At 39.1% G+C, this 23,311-nt stretch carries 11 protein-coding genes; 2 read left to right on the top strand and 9 right to left on the bottom strand.

Annotated elements, in window-relative coordinates:
* The 9 genes from AC1DOS_RS08245 to AC1DOS_RS08205 all read right to left on the bottom strand — a co-directional run.
* Positions 1-4,072 (bottom strand): S8 family serine peptidase (locus tag AC1DOS_RS08245; protein WP_477537106.1); only part of this gene is annotated, 4,072 nt, incomplete at its 3' end.
* 764 nt (positions 4,073-4,836) lie between these two features.
* Positions 4,837-5,478: an L-fuculose-phosphate aldolase gene (locus AC1DOS_RS08240; protein WP_477537105.1), complete on the bottom strand. Its 642-nt coding sequence runs from the start codon at positions 5,476-5,478 to the stop codon at positions 4,837-4,839.
* Positions 5,479-5,546: 68 nt separating this feature from the next.
* A complete protein-coding gene (mtnA, locus tag AC1DOS_RS08235; protein ID WP_477537104.1) occupies positions 5,547-6,578 on the bottom strand; it encodes an S-methyl-5-thioribose-1-phosphate isomerase in 1,032 nt (343 codons plus the stop codon).
* On the bottom strand, positions 6,575-7,789 hold the full coding sequence (mtnK, locus tag AC1DOS_RS08230; RefSeq protein ID WP_477537103.1) for an S-methyl-5-thioribose kinase: 1,215 nt from the start codon (positions 7,787-7,789) through the stop codon (positions 6,575-6,577). Before mtnK ends, mtnA begins: the two co-directional genes overlap by 4 nt.
* Before the next feature lie 330 nt (positions 7,790-8,119).
* Positions 8,120-13,618 (bottom strand): S-layer homology domain-containing protein, encoded by a 5,499-nt coding sequence (locus tag AC1DOS_RS08225; protein ID WP_477537102.1) that lies wholly within the window; start codon positions 13,616-13,618, stop codon positions 8,120-8,122.
* A gap of 170 nt (positions 13,619-13,788) precedes the next feature.
* On the bottom strand, positions 13,789-15,090 hold the full coding sequence (locus tag AC1DOS_RS08220; protein ID WP_477537101.1) for an efflux RND transporter periplasmic adaptor subunit: 1,302 nt from the start codon (positions 15,088-15,090) through the stop codon (positions 13,789-13,791).
* The gene (locus AC1DOS_RS08215; protein WP_477537100.1) at positions 15,087-15,776 is read right to left on the bottom strand and encodes a hypothetical protein; all 690 of its coding nucleotides are present in this window, start codon (positions 15,774-15,776) and stop codon (positions 15,087-15,089) included. The genes AC1DOS_RS08220 and AC1DOS_RS08215 overlap by 4 nt, the downstream gene beginning before the upstream one ends.
* A 1,456-nt stretch (positions 15,777-17,232) precedes the next feature.
* On the bottom strand, positions 17,233-17,667 hold the full coding sequence (locus AC1DOS_RS08210; protein ID WP_477537099.1) for a transcriptional regulator: 435 nt from the start codon (positions 17,665-17,667) through the stop codon (positions 17,233-17,235).
* Between the two features lie 124 nt (positions 17,668-17,791).
* Positions 17,792-18,127 (bottom strand): hypothetical protein, encoded by a 336-nt coding sequence (locus tag AC1DOS_RS08205; protein ID WP_477537098.1) that lies wholly within the window; start codon positions 18,125-18,127, stop codon positions 17,792-17,794.
* A 679-nt stretch (positions 18,128-18,806) separates the two neighbouring features.
* Between AC1DOS_RS08205 and AC1DOS_RS08200 the strand changes: the two genes are divergently transcribed.
* The gene (locus tag AC1DOS_RS08200; RefSeq protein ID WP_477537097.1) at positions 18,807-20,357 is read left to right on the top strand and encodes an SWIM zinc finger family protein; all 1,551 of its coding nucleotides are present in this window, start codon (positions 18,807-18,809) and stop codon (positions 20,355-20,357) included.
* Positions 20,354-23,086, top strand: coding sequence for a DEAD/DEAH box helicase (locus AC1DOS_RS08195; protein WP_477537096.1), 2,733 nt, complete (start codon positions 20,354-20,356; stop codon positions 23,084-23,086). Before AC1DOS_RS08200 ends, AC1DOS_RS08195 begins: the two co-directional genes overlap by 4 nt.
* Positions 23,087-23,311 lie beyond the last annotated feature (225 nt).

The raw sequence follows: 23,311 nt of genomic DNA, 5'->3' as shown, positions 1-23,311 counted from the left end.
CTTTAGACGTATCTAAATTGTTCAATAATGAAGCATCTTCATATTTCACAGCACGAACAACGATTGCCGCGATTTCTTCACGTGTAATTTTAGCATCTGGATCGAATGTTCCATTTCTTTTACCACTGATAATACCAGCACGAGCTGCTGCTTCAATTGCTGCATAAGCCCAAGCTTTGTTTGATGATACATCAGAGAACTTACCTTCATACGCTTTTGTTTCTAACTCAAGAGCACGTGCTATTAATACAGCAAACTCTGCACGAGTTAATTTATCTTCTGGTGCAAACAATTCTTTTGTTTTACCGAAGATAATTTTTTTCGTAGCTAACGCTTCAATTTGCACTTTAGCCCAGTGACTTGAAATATCATTGAATGTCACTGGTGGTATTACAACCACATTGCTTACATTTAAATCTACAACTGTTGATTGACCTTGGTATGAAATTGTAATTTTAGTTGAGCCTGCAGCTTTAGAAGTCACTAACCCTTTTTCTACAGAAGCAATTGAGTCATTAAGAACTGAATAACTTGCTAACTCTGTTACATCTGTTACAACATCCTCTTTACCAGTGTCTTTAATTGTTTGTTTAACTGTGAGTTGTTCTTTGTTATTTACCGTTAAGTTAAGTGTAGGTGTGTTCACTGATAAAGATACTACTGGTGCAGCTACAACTGTAACGTTCACTTCAGCAGTGTTGTCACCATAAGTGACCGTTACTTTTGAAGTACCTACAGCTTTAGCTGTAATTTCGCCTTTATTAACTGATAGCACTGCTTCATTTTCAACTACATACGTAGCGTCTGCAGTTACATCAGTCAAGACGTCATCCTTACCAGTTTCTTTGATCAATTGTTGAACTGTGATTTGTTCTTTGCCATCTACATGTAAGTTTACTAATGGTTTATTCACTGACAATGAAACTACAGCTGGTTCTTGTTCATTAACAATAACAAACTGTTTTGTACCAGAGTTACCAGCAGCATCATCGACCGTTACTGATAATGTATTGTTTCCACGTAATGTGGATGGAAGTTCTAAGTTAAATGAACCGTCTTGTTCCAAAGTAATTGCTCCACTTTGAAGTACAACGTCATTTGGACCTTTTAATTCGAAACTAGCATCTAATTTTGTGTTTAACTCATAATCTAAATCATATTTTTTCAACTCATTGTTGTAGTCAATATATTTATCAGTGATTTGTCCTGCAAAATTAAAACTTGGTTTATCTGTTACTAAAACTGTTTCAGATGTAATGACTGGATCTGTTGTTTTTACAACAACTGGTCCAACATAGCCACCAACTTTTGGAGGGTTAGCTGAAACCGTCTCACCTGAAAAGTCAATTGTGTAAAGACCATCTGGAATTGTAGCTAACTTAGTTCCTGGAGTCCAAGATTTATATTGTCCTTTTACAGGTAAAACGTAAGAACCTGCTTTAAGTGAGCTGGCTCCATGTAAGTACCCAATATAGCCATCTCCATACGCCCCGCCCTTAGGATTCATAATGTCCCAAAGTTCAATTGTATTAAATTTCAAATCGCCTGTTACTTTAAAAGAAAGTTCGGCTTCATCTTGTTTGCCATCTCCATCAAATGATAGATCCGTTTTGGTAATTGTGTAGTCGCTAATTTCTGTTGCTGCTGCGCCACCGAAGTCAGCTGCGAATGGTAACGAAATTGAAGTTTCTCCATCTGTATTTTCAATATGGATGTAACCAAGGATTTCATCGCCTGCTTTTGGAGCTGCATTTTTCGATGCCGTTAATGTAACGTTTAACATTTGTTCGCCATCCAATGTAAATGTTGGTGAATCAATCGTCAATTTTGCATCGCCGAACGTTTTTGTTACATCAACGGATACATTATAATTTCCACCGTTGCCTTTAATATCTTTTACTTTAATTTTTTTCGTTACTGAAAGATTTTCTTTTAGGGACTGTGGACCAAAGGTAACTGTTCCTTTAAGGTTTTCAACTTTTTGTCCACTTTCGTTAAGAACGGCTTGGTCAATCGAATAAGCCAAAACATTTGGACGTGCTGCCGCGTATGCATTTACTCGTCCTGCACCTTGAGAAAAGACATCGTATTTTGTCTTATCTAAAATTGTTGCTGTATTGGAAAGTGCTACTTTTACATCGAACGCATTCCAAGTTGGGTTTGCTTGTTTAATAAGTGCTGCAATACCAGCAATGTGTGGTGTTGCCATAGATGTCCCTGTGTAACGATCATAAGCTTGATTGTAAACAGCTTCAGGGAAATCTGCTTGGTACATAGCAATTGAAGACATGATATTCGTACCAGGTGCTGTAACATCTGGTTTGATATCAAAGTTCGGAGTGGATGGTCCACGTGAACTTGAAGAATTTACTTCATCGCCTAGTGTTTTAGTTGATGCAAAGTCACCAAATGTAACTTTTCCTGCACCATTTGTTAATTTTGCACGGATTGCATCTCCATCCGTTTGAGATAAATCATACGCTGGAAGGAAAGCAAAAGAATCTCCAAGGAATGTCCCTGATTTATTTGGTGCCATCGTTCCGCCAGCAAAGTTATGGATCAGAACTGCTACTGCACCATTTTCTTTTGCAAATCCAATTTTGTCTACAAAGGCAATTCCCCCACGTGATACAAGAACAACTTTTCCTTCAACATCAAGTCCTTCGTAATCAGCTGCAGTTCCGTTTCCAGGAACAGCTACTAAGTCGAACTCACCTCCAAGTTGTGTTGTTACGTCTTTGCCAAATGTAGTTGCCATTAAATCTTGTTGTTTAGATAGTGCATATTCGCCTACTGCGATATTTACTTTTGACGTGTGTTTTGTTTCTGGGTTTGTTGTATTACCAACTGCTATTCCAAGACGTGCAGTTGAAGGTGTCCCCATCGTTCCACGATTTGGACCCGAGTTACCTGTTGCTATAACTGAAATAGTTCCTGCCATCATTGCATTGTTAATTGCAAATGAACCACCGTCAGTTTCAGAGTTAGCTCCGCCACCTAGTGATAAATTAATGACGTCCATTTCTTCAATTACTGCTGTATCAATTGCTTTAATAATTCCTGATGTTGCTCCACTGCCGTACGCTCCAAGAACACGGTATGCATAAAGGTCTACTTCTGGCGCAATCCCTTTAATACCAAAATTATTGTTCCCAGCAGCTGCAATTGTCCCAGCTACATGCGTTCCATGAGAAGTGTGAAATTCATTACCATTTGCATTGACCAATGGTTTATTAGCTGGGCGTTCAAGTGGTGATGTTTCAGATGCATCGTCATCTGCACGTGCTCGTGTATAGTCAGGACCAACTACCTGAGGTACAAAGTTTTTACCGCTTACAAACACACCTTCGAATTCTGGGTGATTTTTATCAATACCAGTATCAAGGACTGCTACCTTGATGCCTTGTCCTTTAAAGCCTTCGTTCCAAAGCTTTTCAATTCCAAGGAATCCAATACTCGTATTCATTTTCGCTTCGACTGTATCATCTTTGACTAGTTCAGACGAAGTCGTCGTTTTAGGTGATGTTTCTGAACCTTCAAACGCAGAAACAATTGCGTCTGGTTCTACTAATGTAACGCCTTTAATTTCAAGTAGCTTTTTAAGATCATCCGCTTTTACATTTGCAGAGAATCCGTTTAATACAGTATCAAACGTAAAGCCTTGTTTGAATGAAATATGTTTCGTGTTCATTTGTTTTTTGACGAATGTATGTTGTGTCTTCACATTCGCTTTCACTTGAGCAGCTTGTGAGCTAGAGAATTTTTTTCCTGCTAATTCTTTCATTCCCTTTTCAAGAGCTACCGGCTTTTCAGATAGATGAACAATTACTGCTACTTGCTCATTTCCTGACAAGCCTTGCAAATCTTTGTGTAGTTTTGCGCCGCCTTCCAACAGATTAAGTTGGTCAGCAATGGCTGCCTTTAGTTGCAGAGTACTTTCGCTTTGGCCGCTTGGCTTAAATGGTTTCGCTTGCTGCGTGTTTGCAGATGCCGAGAACGGCGAGAGCAACGATAGAACCATTACGAAAGCAAGAATGCTACTAAAGAACTTCATAAACTTTCTTTTTTTCATTTCTCTTTCCCCCTTTTAATTCAAGTTCCAATATTTAGAAAATTATTACTAAATAGTGGGACTATAAAAATTTACCATACTAATAGAGTCTTGAACACGAAAATAAGTCTTTTATAACATTACATTTGCATTACAAAATTGTCATATTATGTCGAAAGTCAACATTCGACATAATATGACAATACGGTTTGGATGTATAAAGGTTTCCTGGTCGCTTCGGACGATCATTTGATGCACCTTGGTCTAGTGAATAAGGGCTGAGCTTGTGACTTCGTCACTTTGCCCAGCCCTCTTTTTTCAGATCATCCTGCGGCGGAAATGCGTCCTCCGCTCCCTTGCAACCTGGACGCGAGAAGGAATCTAGTAAAATCAAAACATGCTCTGATGCAGATAGGTTTCCAGGTCGCTTCACCCTTGATGGATTCGTTATGTAAGAACACGCCAAAATAAAGTAGTGCGGTAGTAGCCGAAATAGCATCTTCGGCTACTTGGTTAGTTAAAGTTAGTGTCGATTCTGGAGTAAACCAAAATCAAGGAATAATTTCGCCGAAGGTTGTAGGGGAGCTATGAAAGCACACGAGTTGCAAGATTACTAGTACAGGTTAAGGTGCAGCTTTGTGCCTTCCAAAGCTCTCGGGAAACCTGAGTGATTTTCGGGGTCCACTCCCGCTTACACATTTATCCCAGTGAATAGAAAAAGTGCCAGGCATCTTCACTTTTGCTGGACGTTTATGTCCCGTTGATAAGTGAAGTGCCTGACACCTTTATTTTTTTTGTCCATAGGTTTTAAATTTTTTAGCCATAAGTTTCATTTCTTCTTTATCAAGGATAATCGGTTCCCCGACTGTTTTCGTTTTCACATAGACTTCACAGCAAAATTCAATTTCCTCTGCAATTGCGAATGCTGTCGAAAGGTTGTTGGCTCCTGCTAGTAATCCGTGATTTGCTAATAATACGGCTTGGCGATCTTGCATAGAGTCAAAAGCATTCGTTGCAAGTTCTGGTGTTCCGAAACTTGCATACTCGGCACAGCGAACATTTTCTCCTGCATATGCCACTAGGTAGGAGACTGCTGGCAATTCCCATCTAAGTGATGCGAGCACGGTAGCGTTTAGCGAATGTGTGTGGACAATGGCGTTGATGTCTGTGCGTTTTTCATAGAAAATCGCATGCATGGGGAATTCACTTGATGGCTTATTATCACCCGCAATAACATTCCCTTGGAGATCGCAAACGACTACATCTTCAGCTGTCATAATGTCGTAAGAAATACCGCTTGGGCTGATAATCATATGACCAGATCCTCGATCAAAGATGGAGATGTTGCCTCCTGTCCCCTTTGTCAGCCCTCTTGTGATGAGCATCTTACAAAAATCGACAATTTCTTTGCGTTCTTTCATATACATAGGGGTGTCCTCCTTGTTTGGTGGCAGTCGGCAAGCCGAATGCCACTGTTCTGTTCGAGAACTTTGTTTTACATGAATAGTTTCTCTAGGTTTTCCTTATAAGGTGCTTTTACGATTCCTTTTTCGGTAATGATCGCTGTGATGTGCTCAGCGGGTGTGACATCAAAGGCCGGATTGTAGACGTGTACATCTGCAGGAGCTGTGAGTTTGCCAAAGCCTTCGATGACTTCAGATTTATGTCTTTCTTCTATTGGAATTTCCGCTCCGGTTGGTGTATTCAAATCGATTGTTGGCGTTGGTGCTGCTACGTAAAAAGGAATGCCATAATGTTTAGCTAGAATGGACACGCTCAGAGTACCGATTTTATTGGCTGTATCTCCGTTTGCTGCAACGCGGTCACAACCGACTATAACTGCTTGGACTTTTCCTTGTGACATGACCATCGCTGCCATGCTATCAGTAATAACTGTCACGTCGATGCCCGCTCTGCTTAGTTCTAGAGCTGTCAAAGTAGATCCTTGTAGACGCGGCCGTGTTTCATCCGCGTAAACTTTGAAATTCCAGCCTTTTTCTTTGGCTAAATACATGGGTGCGGTTGCTGTCCCATACTTCGATGTCGCGAGAGCACCAGCGTTACAATGCGTTAAGATTCCGATGCCGTCAGAGAGCAATGTTAATAAATTCTCTCCGATAGTGCGGTTGATCTCTTCGTCTTCTTTATGGATGGCTTTAGCTTCCGCTAACAGCGCGTCCTGATAAGTAGTGTTCGTTGCTGTAACTGCTGTCATGCGGTCGAGTGCCCAAAATAAGTTAACAGCAGTCGGTCTAGACGTTGCTAAATACGCTGCAGTTTTTTGCACTACTTCGACCAAAACGGTTTGGTCTAGATCTGCTTTGTAATCACGGACACCTAAGTAAATTCCGTATGCTGCTGCTACGCCAATAGCCGGTGCACCGCGGACCTTCATGGTCACGATAGCATCCCAGACGCCTTCCGCTGTTGTGAATTCTTCATAAATGATTTCATTTGGTAATTTGGTTTGATCTAGTAGGACAAGTGCATTGTTTTTCCATTCGATTGGATTGAGTGCTTCGGTCATTGGTTTTCCTCCTGTTGTGCGTTTTTGAGCGCTGCTATAAATTGACCACCTGTTTGGAATTCTGATGGGTTAAGAATCAGTTGTACTGCGACGCGCAGGCAAAGACGTTCGGCTTTTAGACGATTTTCGATTGGTTCAATGCTGGTAATGTCTTTTACTTTTGCGAGTCCGACTATGCGACGTGCGAGTTCGAGCCCCGCCATACCTGCTGTGTCTTTGAATATATTTTGGATGTAGTGTTTTTGGAAGTCAGCGTTTTTAGCAACGACTTCAGTAGTGTGCTCTTCCCATGCAGTACTGAATTTCTTTTCGAATAAGTCCATGATATCGAACAAAGTTTTCTCGACCCATTCGGTGAATTCTTTTTGTTGGAAAGCTCGTCCTCTTGCCCATGCAAAAATCAAGTTCGCCATGATATTTCCGATGTCATAGCCCATAGGTCCGAAGAATGCAAATTCAGGATCGATGACTTTAGTATCGTTTTGGTCAATAAAGATAGAGCCTGTATGTAGGTCGCCATGAACAAGCGATTGTGTGTTGTTCATAAAATGAAACTTTAATTTTGCGACTTCTAGATGAAGCTCTTCGTTTGAGTATAGAAGTGTTTGAACAAATTGTTCGTTACCAGGTGTTACTTCATTGCGGTTAAAGTTGTTATGGAAAGGCTCTGTGAATACGAGATCTTCCGAGATTTCGCAAAGCTCTGGGTTTATGAATGTACGTACTAATTCTTTCTTTTCTTTATGGTTTAGGACGACGTCGGATGTGCACAGTAAAGTATTCACCAGGAAGTCGGTAATATGTTCAGCGAAACGTGGAAACGTTTCAAAGTTTATTAATGCTGTTCGCATAATGGTTAACTTCGATAAGTCTTCCATGATACAGCAGCTCATGATTTCATCAAGTAAATATATTTCAGGAACGAGTCCTGGTGCTAATTTGTGTTGTAATTTTAATGCTTCGGTTTCGATTTTGTTACGACTTGTTGATAGAACGAACTCGTCCGAAATCCGCGCAGTAGTTCCTGCTTGTTTGACGATGATTKATTCGTTTGATTCTGTGTTGGCGACTCGGTAGACATAGTTTAAGTTGCCGTCGCCAATTTCTGTACAGGTAATATGTTGTGCCTCTTTATAGGAATCTATTTTTGATTTCACATAGTAGATTACGTCGTCAGAATTCATGAGAAAGTATTGTTCAAAAGTTTGCATGGCGTGGTGCTCCTTTGAAAATAGGTTTTTTTCTATCATATCAGAATGAAAAGTCTGAGGGTAGTTCTGTAGAGTGGGAGGACGTTGCTTCCTCTGCACCATAAAGATTTTCAGATGCTTCAGGCGCTTCTTGCAGAATATACCGAGATTTAAACCTGATAATGTTCACTAGCGCAAAAAGGTTTTGTGGTAATGGTGCAACATGGTGCTTTCCAAAGCTCCCCGGAAACCTGAGTGATAAAGTCATTTTACTTGTAAAAGGTTCTCTTTGTACAAATACAAAAAGGCTTCTAGTAACGGAAGCCTTTTTGCATCTGTTAATACTTTGACTTACTTAATAGAATCAAATTTTTCTAGCATTCGATAGAGGACTACTGCTGTTTCTGCTCGGGTTGTTGGTTGCTTGGGATCAAACTTCCCATTTGATCGACCATACATCAAACCAAGTTCACTGGCATTCATGATTGACTGTTTGGCATAGTCATTTATTTTTGATTCGTCTTTGTATTTCTTGTTATTCGGCAAGCCGTTCAGTATATCGGGATTTGATAGTGCTACTGCACGCATCATCATTGCGGCCATTTGTTCTCGTGTAATGTTAGCATCTGCATCAAAAGAGCCGCCATTTTTACCGAATACGATGCCCGCTCGATGGGCCGCTTCTATTTGTTGTGCAGCCCATTTTTTAGTGGCTGGAACGTCTTTGAATGTTCCTTTGTATTCTTCTACTGGCAGTTGAAGCGCTCTGACCAGAAGGACAGCAAATTCTGCTCGAGTCAATCGTTGTTCGGGTGCAAATGTATCGATTGTTTTACCTGCCGATATAAAACGAGAAGCTAGAGAGTCGATTTCATTTTTTGCCCAGTGATTCGTTGTATCTTTAAATACAGCATTTGCTGTCATTACTGTGAACTGGGAAAGGTGTTTCGTCGGAACGGACCAGTAGCCATTTTCCAACTTCCCTCCAGCGTAAGACCAGGCTTTAGTATTTTGGTCATAATAAATGGCTGTTGTTTTGTTAGAATTGACCGTCCCATTTACTTTGAGTTTTAGGTTGATTGATTCGACCGTTGTGTTGATTTCATTGGTACCTGCGAATAATGAAATATCCACTATATCACTGTATCGTTTCCCAGCTGGAAGTCCCTCTTGTTCACCTTGGACGTTCACTTCAAGTGAAATGAAGTCTTGATTTTGTTTTTGCAATTCCTTCAAAACAGTGACTGGCACTGTTATTTCATGACCGTTCTTAAATACAAAACGCATTGCTTTATCTGCAGTAATCGTTAGATTTAGTAGGTCTTTTTGAATTACCCATTTGACATGTTGTTTCGATGTTTGATCAAGCGTCCAATAGTCATTAGTTTTGATTAGTTGATCTTCTGTAACGTTCACTATTTGGTCGTCTGTAACAGGTGGAGTAGGCGTTGGAGATGGGTTTTGCCCGCCATTGTCGTTTCCTTGGTCGCCTGTTGTAAAAGTAGAAACTTCCGATCGCATTTCACCACCAAATGAGTCTTTCACTTGAACATACCAGCTATGTTTTTTTGAGCGTTCAAGATCTTTCCACTTCGTTTCTGCAATGGAACCCTCCTCTATATTTTTCACTTCGCCAATCAGTTCATTGGTGAATATTTCGACTTTAAACATGTCTGTAGCTACCACTTTTTCTTTCGGTGTCAGATTTGTTTCAATCGTAAATTCGTCTTTCCCTGGATAGTCTACTGGGTTGTAGTAATTATATTGATCTAAATATGGTGAGTATGTTTGCATATGGATTTTGTTATCTACTGGATTGACTTTCATCAGGCGTAGGAATCCTTGTCCGCCTTCAGGTCCTCCTTGGTAGTCAGCAAGCATTTGGTACACTTTACGATCGGCTATTCCGTCTGCGTCATCATCGATTTCATCAACAAGTGTTTCCGCATCGTGGTAATGGCCTGACAGAACGGCGATGACGTTGGCATTTGGTGTAACGACATCTTTAAATACTTGGTCGCCAATTGGACTGCGATTTCCAGAAACTAATAAGTATTCATGGAAAGACAGAATCGCTTTTCTTTCTGGGTGTTCTGCTAGAATTTTATTCATCCATGCTATATCTTCATCATTTACGCCCCAGCCCATATACAACATGATAAAGTCATTTCCATTTGAGCTAATTAAATCGTAATGTCCACGGTTGTTTTTATACGATTCCCCGTAGTAGTCTTTATCGTTAAAACGTTGCTCTCCAAAATATTTACCGTATTCATTATAATCCCCTGTTTTGTGCCCCACGTCATGATTTCCAGCTAACACACCGTAAGGAATGGATGCATTGTCAAGTGTACCCATGAAAGTATCAGCCCGCTCCCACTGAATCTGATCATCAGCTTGATCAACTAAATCCCCAGTATGGAAAACGTATTTCAAATTCAAGTTTTCTTTCGACTCSGCCATCCAGTTCGTCATTTTGTCGAAAATTTGAGGATAACTTTCAGAATAATATTGTGTATCTGACATCCAGATAAATGAGTAGTCAAATTCAGTCGTCGACGCAATTTCATCTTGTACCATCACTTGCACTTTTCCGTCTTTAACAAACTCTTTTCCAATGACGGATCCATGTAAGGTAAAGTTCGTATCGTCTTTGGCTATTTTCCATTCTTGCAGTTCCCATAACGAATTTGTATGATTCCATACATACATGGAAACTTTTCGCCCGATGAGTGACTTCCCTTCCCAGCTCAGTACAATTTCATCATCTTGATCAATCTCTTCTCCAACGGCTACATCAAATCGGTGATAAGGGAATTTCTCCAGAGAAGTGGTTTCAACGTATTCACCATCTGCTTTTGCCATTTTGTTTTTAGCAGTAACCACTGATTCACCAGCAGGGATAAGCTCTTTTGGTGGTTCCCGGTCTGCACTGTTTTCAAATATGGTCATTGCCTCTCCGTCTGCTTCAAACTTATGTCCTTCATAGAAGGACACATCTAAGCTGTCTTTTGTCGGATCGCTTACTTTTACTCGTAATTTCGCATTTTTTGGATTTACATTCCTTGTTCCATCTATCGGTGAGATAACTTCTGGTGTGTAAGGTTTTTCTTCTACTATAGTAAAGTTAATGTTTTTTTGAACTTCATTTAAGGCAACATCTCTCGCTGTAAATGAAACCGTATGGTCACCTGGAGTCAGTTTTGCAGAAGACGTTTCAAAAGGCAATGTGATTTCTTCGCCATCGAGCATAGCAGTTAAACTTTCTACAGAAGAATACTTGTCCTCTACTTCTGCTTGAATCGTAAAGTCACCTTTGTATTCTTTTCCTTCTTCAATCGAAGGGGTAATGATTGGAGCACTGTTATCAACAACGACCGCCGCTTGTATATCATCTACATTTTTTGCTTCAATTGTATGAGACCCTTCATTGACAGTTGTTGTATTCCAAGTGAAGGCTTTTGCTGTAAATTTATCATCTGGTAGTTGGAAACTAAAATCGAATACAGGCTTTGCACTCGCTCCGTCTCCGACAGATAGTTCTTTTTCAATATCTTTGAAAAGCGGATCGTAAAGTGTGGTGCCATCCTCTAATACGAGTCGTACATTTTTCACATAGAAGTCATCTCTATTTTCTTCAGAATTTGTGTCGAACGGTGATACTTTTGTTCCTGCACGTATAGAAATTTTTGTATCAAGTCCTTGTGAAAATTGATTTGGATCAATCGGTATGGTTAAAGTCGTATATGTGTTAATCGTATCGTCGAATATGTGTAGTGTTTCATCCCCGATTGTAACTCCATTTTTAAAGTATAAATTAACATTCTTTACATCAAAAGCGAAGTAGGCTTGTGCTGGAATCGCAGGCTTTGTATCGCTAGTCACGTCCTGTTGATCGATATATAGTTGGCTATCTTTACCGTACGATTTTAGTAGAACCGTTTTACTTAAAACTGATCCATCTTCTACATTTAAACCAACTTTATCTACATCATCTTTTAATATTTTGATGTTTTTAGTTTCCGATGTCACTTCATTAATTCCATCAGATGTTTGAACGTAATAACTTAAGTTTGTCTTGCCAAGTAAGTCAGGAGAAAAGATGGTATGTGAATATACAGTAGAATCATAGACTTTTGTTAAATCGACCATTCGGAACTCTTCAGTATCATTCGTTTTATAAAAAAGACGTACCGTTTTAACGATTTTTTCATCCGTCACGTCAAATGAGAGGTCTAGGTTTTGACGACCTGAAATGGCTGCATTCTCTGTTAAATCAAGAAGCGCAGGTCCTGTAGTATCCGGCATAGTTGCGACTTTGACTTTTGGAGTCTGTATGGTTGCTATGCTCCCTGGTGTCGCATTTTCTTTTGCACTGCTATATTTTTTCATGACTGTTGATCTTCCATCTGTGGGGAATGTGTAAAGAATACCTTTGTCCGCAATCGTGTCATCTACTTGCGCTTGGTCGTAATAGTAAGCAGATGAAATATCGACACCTGTATTGGTTGCTATCGCTAATCCTCGATGGCTTGCATTTGCCATACCACCGGATTGAATTTGAACGATATCAACATTTTCGCGTAAATCTACATTGTACATTTGGTTGAAATCAGCTACTGTTTTTTCTTGATTGCTCGCATTTTTGATCCAGTAAACGATGGTTTTGCCACTTGGCAAGATGATGTCATCTTTGTCAGCTTTCCAAATTAAATCTGCCTCAGGACCTTCCGCAGGATACCGATAGCGAATCTTATAATCCTTCAAATTTATATCATCTGCTGAATTGTTATACACTTCAATAAATTCATAGCCGTCTAATGGACCGACATTCGTCGAGTCTGGAACAAGTTCTGTTACAAGAAGAGCAGGTACGTTTTGTGGATCATAATCCAGCGCTTCAATCATCACTTCGTAGACTTCAGTCGTCGCAGTATTTTGTCCATCAAAGGCTTCAATTCGATACGTTATTTTATTCGTCACTAATTCTGCTTGGTCAATTTGAATTTCATACGTATTTTCTTCAGTAGAAGCTACCATATTTTTTTGAAGCCAACTACCATTTTCCGAGAGTTTATAAAAAAGTGTCACTTTTTCGAGTTTCGTTTCATCAGTGACTTGTGATTTAATATGTAGGTTTTCACCTGCAGCGACTTTTTCAATGGGTGAATGTGTTATTAATGGTGCTTGCGTATCTTCAACAGTTGGATCAGCAGGTACTTGTCCCGTTATTAATGCTCCAGGTGTAGGTGTTTCTGACGATGTCAGGATCTCCATCGTTTTTCCGTCTTCACCAGCTTTATATTGAATCCCTTTATTGACACCAACATCTTCTTTTATATAAGTAGCTGACGAGAAGATATTGTTTGAAGTATCTGCAAGAGATAAAGTTCGTTCTGCAGTGTTGGCCATCCCGTCTGCCTCAACATATGTAACCTGATTTTCTGTTATCGTTGTGTTAAATTCTTTATTAAAATCTGCAAGTGTCAGATTCGTATTTTCTTTATTTTTCACCCACACGATTAGTGTTTCACCAGGAGCAATTGTTTTATCTTCGTTAAATGCCCAGTCTACTTTTTTGCCATCTGGATATCCGTATATTAACTTATAGTTTTTTAATTGAATCGGTAGTGTGCTGTTGTTATAAAGCTCGATAAACTCAAAAGCATCCGTTGATGAATTGACTACATTACTACTGTTTGGTAAAAGTTCAGTAATCAGAATAGGAGAATTCGTTGCAGCCAATACATGTGCAGACTTGTTAGTAATGTAGTCAGTTGGTGAAGTGAATAGGGTTGATAATGCTAAACTACTGGTTAAAACTATTGAAGCAACAACTTTCTTTTTCATTTTATAAACTTCCTCCTTTGTTAATTTATTCCTTCCTTAGTTTACGAATGAAATGTAAGTACACTATTAAATAATTGTGAAATTCATGTAAATATTCTTAAGCTCGTGGAATCACAGTCAAACAAAAAAAGCTTCTTTCCTTGAGGGAAAGAAGCTTTTTTATCTGTTTATTAAAATACAAAGAATTTAAGATAGTTTCTCCAACCAATTGCTTTTATAGATTTCCAAGATGGCGAATCGCTTGGCATTGGAAGGAAAATCGCTGGTGCGTAGCGATAGTCGTTTAGTTGAGGTTCATAAACCGCGACTAATCCAGCTGATACACCTTTACTAATGACAGAGCGTTCTTTCCAATCAAACGCAATGTTTACAGGTACTTTCACTGCGTAGCCATCTTTATTGATTACATGTGCGACAGCTGATTCGTCCAAACGCTCATAAAGCCAAGGCGTTTTTATTGATGCTGCTTGTTTCGCTTCGTTTACGATAATCATGGCGTTTGTATTGTTACCAAACGGTAAGTTTTCGATTGGTTCATTTGGTTGTATGCAAATTGCATAATAAGCGAGTGGGTTCAGCTGTTCCTTTGAATCTAACGCTTTATATGTTGTTAGATATTCAGAATCTCTTGCCGGAACTTGAGATATTTCTGTGACCGTTCCTCCGATTGATCGATCCATTCCTTCTGCTTGCAAACGAACTTGATCGTTTACTTTTACATCTTGCCATTCTTCATTAATTGCATAGGTGAGGATGATTTTATCCGTACTGTATATTTCAATTGCAAGTCGGTCATTTTTGTCTCGTATTTTTGAAACAATCCCTTCAGTTGGGCTAATGACAGCAGCTAATCCTTCTTGGGCAAGCTGTGCTTCGACTACGAGCAATTGTTGGTTAACATCCGATATTTTTTGTTCGGTTTGTGCGATGGCTTGAGCAAACGCACCATCTTGAGATACCTCAACGTTAATTCCATCAAAGTTTATATCCACATTAAAGGTTTTTTCTTCTGTATCTTCAGTCACGTTATCCGTGGCTTTACCAGTTGAACTGCTCGAGTCAGATTTAGCTGCAGTGGCACGGTCAGTTTTTAATGTACTTATCGTTGTTTTGAGTTCAGTCAGTTGGCGTTCAAGTGCTTCGCTTTCAGATTCCCAGATGTTGCGTTGTTCATCCGCAGTTGACGTGTTAAGTGTGGCAAGTTCTTGGCCAGCAGTAACAACATCCCCTTCTTTCACTAACCAGTCTTTAATCGTGTCTTCATTTTTAACATAGATGGTATTCATACTAAGCGGTGCGACGAGTGATTCTTTTGGTAATAGTTCTTCAAAATTCCCTTTAGCTATTCGCTCATATTCGTGTACATATACGGCTTTTGAAATTACACTTTTATCGCTAAATAATAGGATGGCGTTGGCTCCAAGGAATGAGGAGATAGTAACGGCAATGCCAATTGTTAACCATTTATTCATTGAGGGGTACCCCCTTCTACCACGCGGATGAACCATTCTTCAAGTGGCAGTATGCTTACAGTTGCTGTTATAAGTGCCATAACAATATGAAGAGCAATGATAGTCACCAAAATAATACGTGGGTTCATATCGGTAAATGAACGGATAAAACGAACTTGCAACGCAATATTTAACGCTGTAAAAATTGATAATTGATTAAAGAAAAATACTAGGAAAGGATGATCAAAAACTGTTGCCGCAAGTGGTCCGAATGAAAATAGGGACACGGGTGTAGTCATACCCAACATCATAAAGATGAGGAATACTAACGCTTTTTCGAGTAGGAGAATTCCCACTACAAACAGTTGTAGAACGGCTAGTTTAAATAACTCGATTCCTGTAATTTTATTTAATAGGAATGCTATGCCGAAAAAGTGGAATGATAGGTAGAGGACTGCCCAAATAATGATTCCAGCGAGTGATACGAGTCGTGCAATAGCAAATGAATCTTTGCCTCCTAATGCATAAACGGATGTGATGTGCTGTGTGTTCATACCCCACAGTTCTTGTAATATAAACAATAATAATCCAAAAAAGCCGACCATCCATGCACGTTTTTTAAAGTCTCGCATAGTTGAAGAGCTCAGATTGTCTATTAACTCTTGCTGGTTTGCAAGATATCGCCAAAACCGAAAATCAAAAATCATAATTTCGAAATCCTTCCTTTACTATCTTAAGCTATTATTCTTTCTATACTTTACCAAATATCGACATCATTTGAAACTTCTAAAGACCATTGTTTAGAAAAATTATCTGTTTTTTTGAGAGAATTTATTAATTATGGGGAATTATTAAGTATTTTCTTAATCTCTTTTCACTTTAAGCGGATTATCAATGGAATGGTTTCGACAGAATTCGTGTCTATCGGAACATTCTGATGCAGAATAGTATCCTTTCTACTTGCACTTTTCCTCTATGGGACAATGCCAAAAGGTTGTAGCGGAGCGACGAAAACATCAAAGGATGGCAGCCGGCATTTGCCACTACCACTTTTCTGTTATTACTCTCTCGCTGGCTCTATAGACGTGATTACCCAACGCAAAAAAGTGTAAGCCCCCATCTCTACTTACACTTTTTGCGTTATTTTTCATTGCAAGATTTAGGCCCCCACCTAAATAGGTAAAATGGATATACTTCTTGGAGTTTTCACTGCGAGCGCGTTGTGTAGGAATGAGTCGAGCTAGCTGCAGCACTATGTATGACATCCATCTCCCTCTATTCTCCCTCCCCTAACAAAGGAGCAATAGCTCTTTTATAGTTTAAATCTCTTATTTCCAGAATGAAATATTTCTCCTTAAATTTGCATTTTGCATACTATTTTCATTCCTAAAATTGAATTTTTGCGTAAAAAAGTGCCTCAAAATCCTATTTTGATTTGTCTCACATAAATGAATAAAAATTTCCCTACRAACCTACACTTTATATAACCTATCGAAGGAAACTTCTYACATATAATAACTTCATCATGTTTCCTGTAATACGTATTTGAATAGCATAAAAATCATGCTCAACTAAATAAAGAATTTCATTACTTCGAGCAGAGAATAAATTGGAAGGGATGTGTTAGTTTTGAAATTTGGCAAACTATTTAATTTAAGTGTTGCCGATTTATTGTTCGGTATCATTGGATCAAGTGTATTTATCATTATTTTATATATGTTCACTTCATTTTAGGAGGGTGTTGTATGGATAAATATGAATAATGGCCCTTCCTCGATTGATTTATGTCGGAGAAGGGTTTTTGCATGGGGGCATTTAATGTGACGATGTATTTGTTTTTACTTCAAATCAAATATATCGTAATTCAGACGTGATGGCCTTTTTTTCAGACGTGAAGTCATATTAGTCAGACGTGGATCCTGTTTTTTCAGACGTGAAGCCTCAATAGTCAGACTTGAAGATGTTTTCCTACGTGGACCTCCATTTTTCCTACGTGAAGCCTCAAAATTACAACGTGAAGCCCAAAAATTCCTACGTGGTATGCAAAATATTACCTCTCGATGTGCCCCTCCCCGAAAAATCTCTACACAAAAACACCTTCCTCATATTAATTAAGGTAGGTGTTTTCATTGTTTATAAAATTCCATGATTATCCTCCAACGGTTAGTGTAATAAACGATTAAAGAGATTTTCATCGCGCGTTTGAAGAGCGTAGTCAATCATTCGACTATGATTTACTTCTTCTAGTAACGAGATGAATTCGTCTGCTTCTGCTTTTACATCGCTACGAGGTTCTCTGTCTTCTGGTTCGCCGTGTTGTAAAATTGTTTGCAAATGCGTATGAATATCTGACACTAACAATAATTGATAGAGTGGCAAACGAATGAAGCGATTCCCTTTTTGAAAAACGAAAACTTCAGATAAATTTTCCACTTGGTATGTGGTCATGTTGACGATAATTTCTTTGCCTTCCACAGGAATAAAGTGAAAGAGCTCGTCATCTTTTTTTATAGAAAAGTATTGATAAGCAAATACCAGTTTCATCTTTTGGCCTTCTAGTTTTGAGTAGAATGGTTTCATTAGTTGTACATGTAACATTGTGATCCCCCCTTGATTTAATCGAAATATTCTGATTACTACTATTGTATCACATTCCCGTCCATTTCGTGCAGGATAAAAACCAAAAAAATACCGCCTAGAGCCCGACGGTATGATGGTTTTCTCATGGTTTTCTGTATGTAAAATAAGCCATTGATTTATCGCGATATTGAATAAAGAATCCAAGGAGTATGTATTGTATGGTGCRTGACATCTCGTTTCCGTCTTGTACGTTACATGTAAATGAACATTTATTATTTAGAAAATCAATTTGAATATCATCAAGTTGGTAATAATCAAATGTCATCCTTTTAATTCTTGCTATTCCTTTATCATCCGACGTAATAATTGCTGATTTCTTTTTGCCATTCGGTGTAACATAAAGTAGAAATTCTTGTCCACACGACTTCAGCATATTGCTTTGATTCAATCCAGGTAAGATAATTTCATATGATGGCAAACATATCAACCTTTCCCTTTTAAATTTAAATTTGATACTAATTCCAAAATGTGTAATATATTAATCTGATATTACTTAATACTCTGTTAATCTCAAAAATAATATATCAAATATGAAATGGCGTTTTAAAAATAGAATATATTCTAACGCAAAGGGATGAGTCGTCTAAACTACCTGCATCTAAGGTGGTGTTGATTTTGCAATTAAATGAACTAATTACGGAGTATAGGAAGCTGTCTCAAATTACTCAAAAAGAAGCAACAAAACTTCTTAATATTTCAGCCAGCACATTACCGCGATATGAAACGAATCCCGAGAGCATCTAGCTACCTGTTTTTCGAGCTATATGCAAACTCTACCAAATACCAAGAGATATTAGTAACGAAGTCATATATCACTCTTCACACAATCTCTCGTAGAAAATTATTACGTGTAAAAGAACCTATTGATGACTACGGCGAAGAAATAATCAGTCCAGTCTATCGTGCGTATAAATCAGATCCTGCTTTATATCAACTTTTCCAAGATTTATATAACAAAACCTTCGCCAGAAAAAGAGCGTTTTAAAGAATTTTTGAAAGCTTTTTTGCATTTATAATCTTAATTCTTTCCTATCACTTACGGTTTTCCACGAAAAGCCGTATAATGAAAGGAAAGTTTTTTTTTGGAGATGTTGCTATTGAGCCATTCATTATTTAATATTGCTGTGCGTTACCAATCACATATCCAACAATGGATGGAGACGCTTTCTGAGGACCTACACCCTTCTCATTTAGATGATGAAGAGCTTGTACGTCGTGCTTCCTTTGCCGTGCGTAACGGGGCAGTCCGCGCTCTCTCCTATGATCCATACGAACATACACTAGAAGCACGTGTTCATGATGTCAGTTCTGCCGTTGTGACGATTCATTTAGTTGATGAACAAATCACGTGTTCTTGTCCAGAAAAGCGTTTATGCCGTCATTGCTTAGCGGTTATTTTTAGTTTATATATGCAAAAGTTTTCTCTCTCTGAGTGGCTCCAGGAATGGCGTTTAAAAAAGACGGAACAACTTTCTATTCTTGCAAATGAACGTACACCTGAAGGCTGGAATGCGATTGTTCAATCGACGTTTAATGCAGTTTCAGGTGATTGGTCTTGGAAAGAACGTTATTATATCGATAGTTCTATAAATCAAATGAAACAAAAGTTAAAGAAGTTCATGCCTTTTGAACGTGAATGGCAGCCTCTTTACGATGTCTATACGCGCACTATGTTGTTACGCCTGTTGTTTGAAGTGAGCGAAGAACTAAATGAAAACTTATTCCGTGCTACCATTCAAACGGATATTGAAGATATGCAACATCAACTAATCACGCTTTCGAATAAACCTCGTTTATTTGCTGCTGATCCTTTTTATGATGCACTTGTTCTGCATGTTCGTCATATCGTCTATGATCTCAAAACAATGGATGATCTTCGCTTCAATTTGCTTCATGCATTTTGGGTAATCATGCTGACTGAAAAAGGTCGTCGTGAGAAAGAATATGAATACTTACTTGAAATCAAGAATTTCGACAACGACATATTCCGTGCATTCTTTTGTGTGCTTCTCAAGAAACCAGATGAATTACGAGAGATTGCCGATAAAATTCATCCAAGCCAAATGCCAGAATGGATGCACCTGGCGAAACTTGCGAAAGAACAAGACGATTTAACGTCACTTACAATTATTTTGCATGCCATGCGCCCACATATTTTCGATTATGTTAATAGCCATTTATCTGCATGGAACCGTTCCTTGTTCGTGTCAAAATTATATGCGTTGTATAAAAATATCGATATGCCTGATGAAGAACGTGAGCAACTGTTTTGGCAGTTCGGATCATTTGGTGTTCGTGCCTACTCGGATTTCTTAATTGATCAACAACGTTATCAAGATTGGGTTGCCCTTCATCACCGCTTTGAGTCAACACTCGACTATGCGGAGTCATGTGGGATGAAAACCATCTTACAAGAGGCTCCTGAGGCCGTGTTACCGTTCTATCACGTATTGGCGCTAAGTGAGGTAAGAGAACGTAATCGCCATAACTACAAGCAAGCTGTACGGATTTGGAAGAAAATGAAATCAGCCGCGAAGAAAAGTGGCAAAACCGATTATTGGAATTTGTACGTCAGCGAGATTCAAACGAAATATCGCCGCTTACGAGCTCTCCAAGAAGAGATACAGAAAGGAAACTTGCCTTTATGACTTCTCATGTATCGCCTTTTATGAAGAATCTAATCCTTTCATTCGACCAAATGGATGATGGATTCACGACCGTTCATGCCTATAACGATGAAGGCATGCGGTTATTTACCGAACAATGGATTTCATTTATATCTTTTCAGCACGAACCATCTTTTTATGGGCTGCATCACGATGAAGAAACAAACTTTTCATCCTTAGAATTAATTGAGCTGTTTTCCCCCACTACTAAACATCCTTATGTTCACGTCAGTGGATTTGCTCCAGAAGATGAGTCGATGATAAAAACCATTCAACAAGCATCAAGTTATTGGAATTCACCAACTCTGTGGGACGATCTTACATTTGAAGATGATTCGCTCGTTTATTCTTCACTGGATGCACCTCCTGCAGCGAAACTGATGCTTACTTCTGCTATACAACAAAAACTCTACAGCGTAGGTTTAACACTAAATGATATTCCAACTCTCCTTCCCTTTTTCAAGCAAGGTGGATGGCCATTGCAATCACAATCTGGTCAAGGAGAAGTTAACGTGGCACTGCGTCTCAGCGAGCCTGAATCTTTATCAGACGAATGGATTCTTGAAACAGTGATACGTGGCAAAAAAAGTTCAGTGCACTGGACGCCCGCTTTTCGTAAGAAACAATCTCCAATCGAAGAGGCACTGCCTGATAAATGGAAAGTTCATGCGTCTTATGTGTACGAAACTCAATCCAATATGCTCGATTTGATGAATATTGAAGCCGAAGCCGATCGCTTTTTATCGCTGTCACTAAGTGATTTAGACGTCCGTCACTTTTTGCGGGATGATGCAGCGCGTTTGCAAGCTCTCGGCTTTGAAGTCATCCTACCAGCTTGGTTAAAAGCCGTGAAGGAATCCAAACTGCGTGTGAAATCTAATGCGAAAACTACTACATTTAAAACGACAGCTGGTTTRAATGAAATTTTAACGTTTGATTGGAATTTTTCATTAAATGGGCAAGCTATTTCGGAAGATCAATTCAAACAAATGGTTGAAGAAAATCGCGAATACATCCGTGCCGGAAACGAGTGGTTCCGCATTGATTCCAATTGGATGCATGAAATCCGTCAATTAATGGAGCAGACGGAAAATGAAAACTGGACGGTCAAAGAATTGCTATTTAGAGAGTTGCCTGATGCTCTTCTTAATGAAGATGAATCTGGCGAAGAAGATGATGATCCGTTGTTCCAATTTGAATTGAACCAATCGCTGAAAAGGTATTTAGAACAACTTCAAGATAAAAAAGAATTGCCTACGACAATAGTGTCGCCTCACTTGTTAACCGATTTACGTCCTTACCAACAACAAGGACTAGACTGGCTTGTGTTTATGCGTGAACAAGGATTTGGCGTATGTTTAGCCGATGATATGGGTCTTGGAAAAACGGTGCAATTGATTGCTTATTTATTACATGTGCATCGTACGAATCAGACCGATAAGCCATCGTTTATCATTTGTCCCACATCTGTTTTAGGAAACTGGCAAAAAGAGCTAGCACGTTTCGCTCCTGATTTAAATGTCCATGTGCATTATGGACAAACGCGTTCCAAAGATGAGTCGCTTGCTGTCGAATTAGGAGATTTAAAACCTGATGTGGTTTTAACTACGTTTGGTACGGCTTCACAAGACGCTGAAGCGTTAAGTGAAATTGAATGGTGTAGTGTGACACTTGATGAAGCGCAAAATATTAAAAACATGCATACGAAACAAAGTCGAGCTATTCGTAAATTGCGCGGTGAACATCATTTAGCGTTAACTGGTACACCAGTTGAAAATCGCTTGTCCGAGTTATGGGCAATTTTCGACTTTATTTATAAAGGGTATTTAGGTAGTTTCCGCAAGTTCCAAGAGAACTTTATAGCACCGATTGAACGTGATGAATCGGAAAATCATAAACAAAAACTACGTGCAAAAATACGTCCGTTCCTATTAAGACGTACGAAACAGGATCCGGACTTGTTATTAAATCTTCCGGACAAGCAAGAACAACGTGAGTATTGTCCACTAACAACTGAGCAAGCTGCACTCTATGAAAGTTTAATCCAAGAAACGTTGTTCAAGCTCGAAACATTAACCGGTTTTGAGAAAAAAGGTCTTATTTTAAAAATGTTAAGCAAGCTGAAGCAATTGTGTAATCACCCAGCCCTATATTTAAAAGAGGGATTTGGTGAAGCGGAGTATATGATGGAGCGTTCTGAGAAGTTAGCACGCATTGTTACACTCGCTGCTGAAATTGCCGCTCGCGGTGAGCAATGCCTGATTTTCACGCAATACATTGGCATGGGCCACTTGTTGCAACATTGTTTAAGTGAGTTATACGACATCGACCCACCGTTCCTGTCAGGTAGCATGCCGAAATTACAGCGTGACAATCTAGTGGAAGCGTTCCAAGAAAAAGAATTCCCTGTGTTCATTTTGTCGCTGAAAGCCGGCGGTACTGGACTTAATTTAACAGCAGCAAATCATGTTCTCCATGCCGATCGTTGGTGGAATCCAGCGGTTGAAAATCAAGCGACGGACCGTGCTTATCGCATCGGGCAAACGCGCTTTGTACATGTCCATAAGTTTGTAACAATAGGGACGATTGAAGAAAAAATCGATAAATTATTAGCCGATAAACAAGCTTTATCTGAAGACTTAATCCAATCAAGTCAATGGATTACTGAAATGGCAGATGAAGATTTAAAGGATTTATTAACTTTAGGTTAAAGTTGATACAACTCAGATGGGAGTCAGGTGGCCAGCCACCTGGCTCTTTTCTGTTTTTGACACTTACTATTAATCGTCTGTGAACAAAAGAAGGTTACTCCAAAATGAACGGCTTCAGACTCAGACACAAATGTTCCCTAAATTGTAGCTGCGCCTGATTCCGTAGGGATATCTCTTTAAAATGTGAATATTGATCGCCTGTGGTAGTGCTTCCCTCCCGTAGAG

The organism is Paenisporosarcina sp. P5_A11, from assembly GCF_056400705.1.
This window is presented reverse-complemented; position numbering and strand designations above follow the sequence as displayed.

Bases quoted from the DNA above. Each gene is read 5' to 3' on its own strand.
- AC1DOS_RS08240 (WP_477537105.1), bottom strand. From the start codon at position 5,478: ATGTATATGAAAGAACGCAAAGAAATTGTCGATTTTTGTAAGATGCTC.
- mtnA (WP_477537104.1), bottom strand. From the start codon at position 6,578: ATGACCGAAGCACTCAATCCAATCGAATGGAAAAACAATGCACTTGTC.
- AC1DOS_RS08220 (WP_477537101.1), bottom strand. From the start codon at position 15,090: ATGAATAAATGGTTAACAATTGGCATTGCCGTTACTATCTCCTCATTC.
- AC1DOS_RS08215 (WP_477537100.1), bottom strand. From the start codon at position 15,776: ATGATTTTTGATTTTCGGTTTTGGCGATATCTTGCAAACCAGCAAGAG.
- AC1DOS_RS08210 (WP_477537099.1), bottom strand. From the start codon at position 17,667: ATGTTACATGTACAACTAATGAAACCATTCTACTCAAAACTAGAAGGC.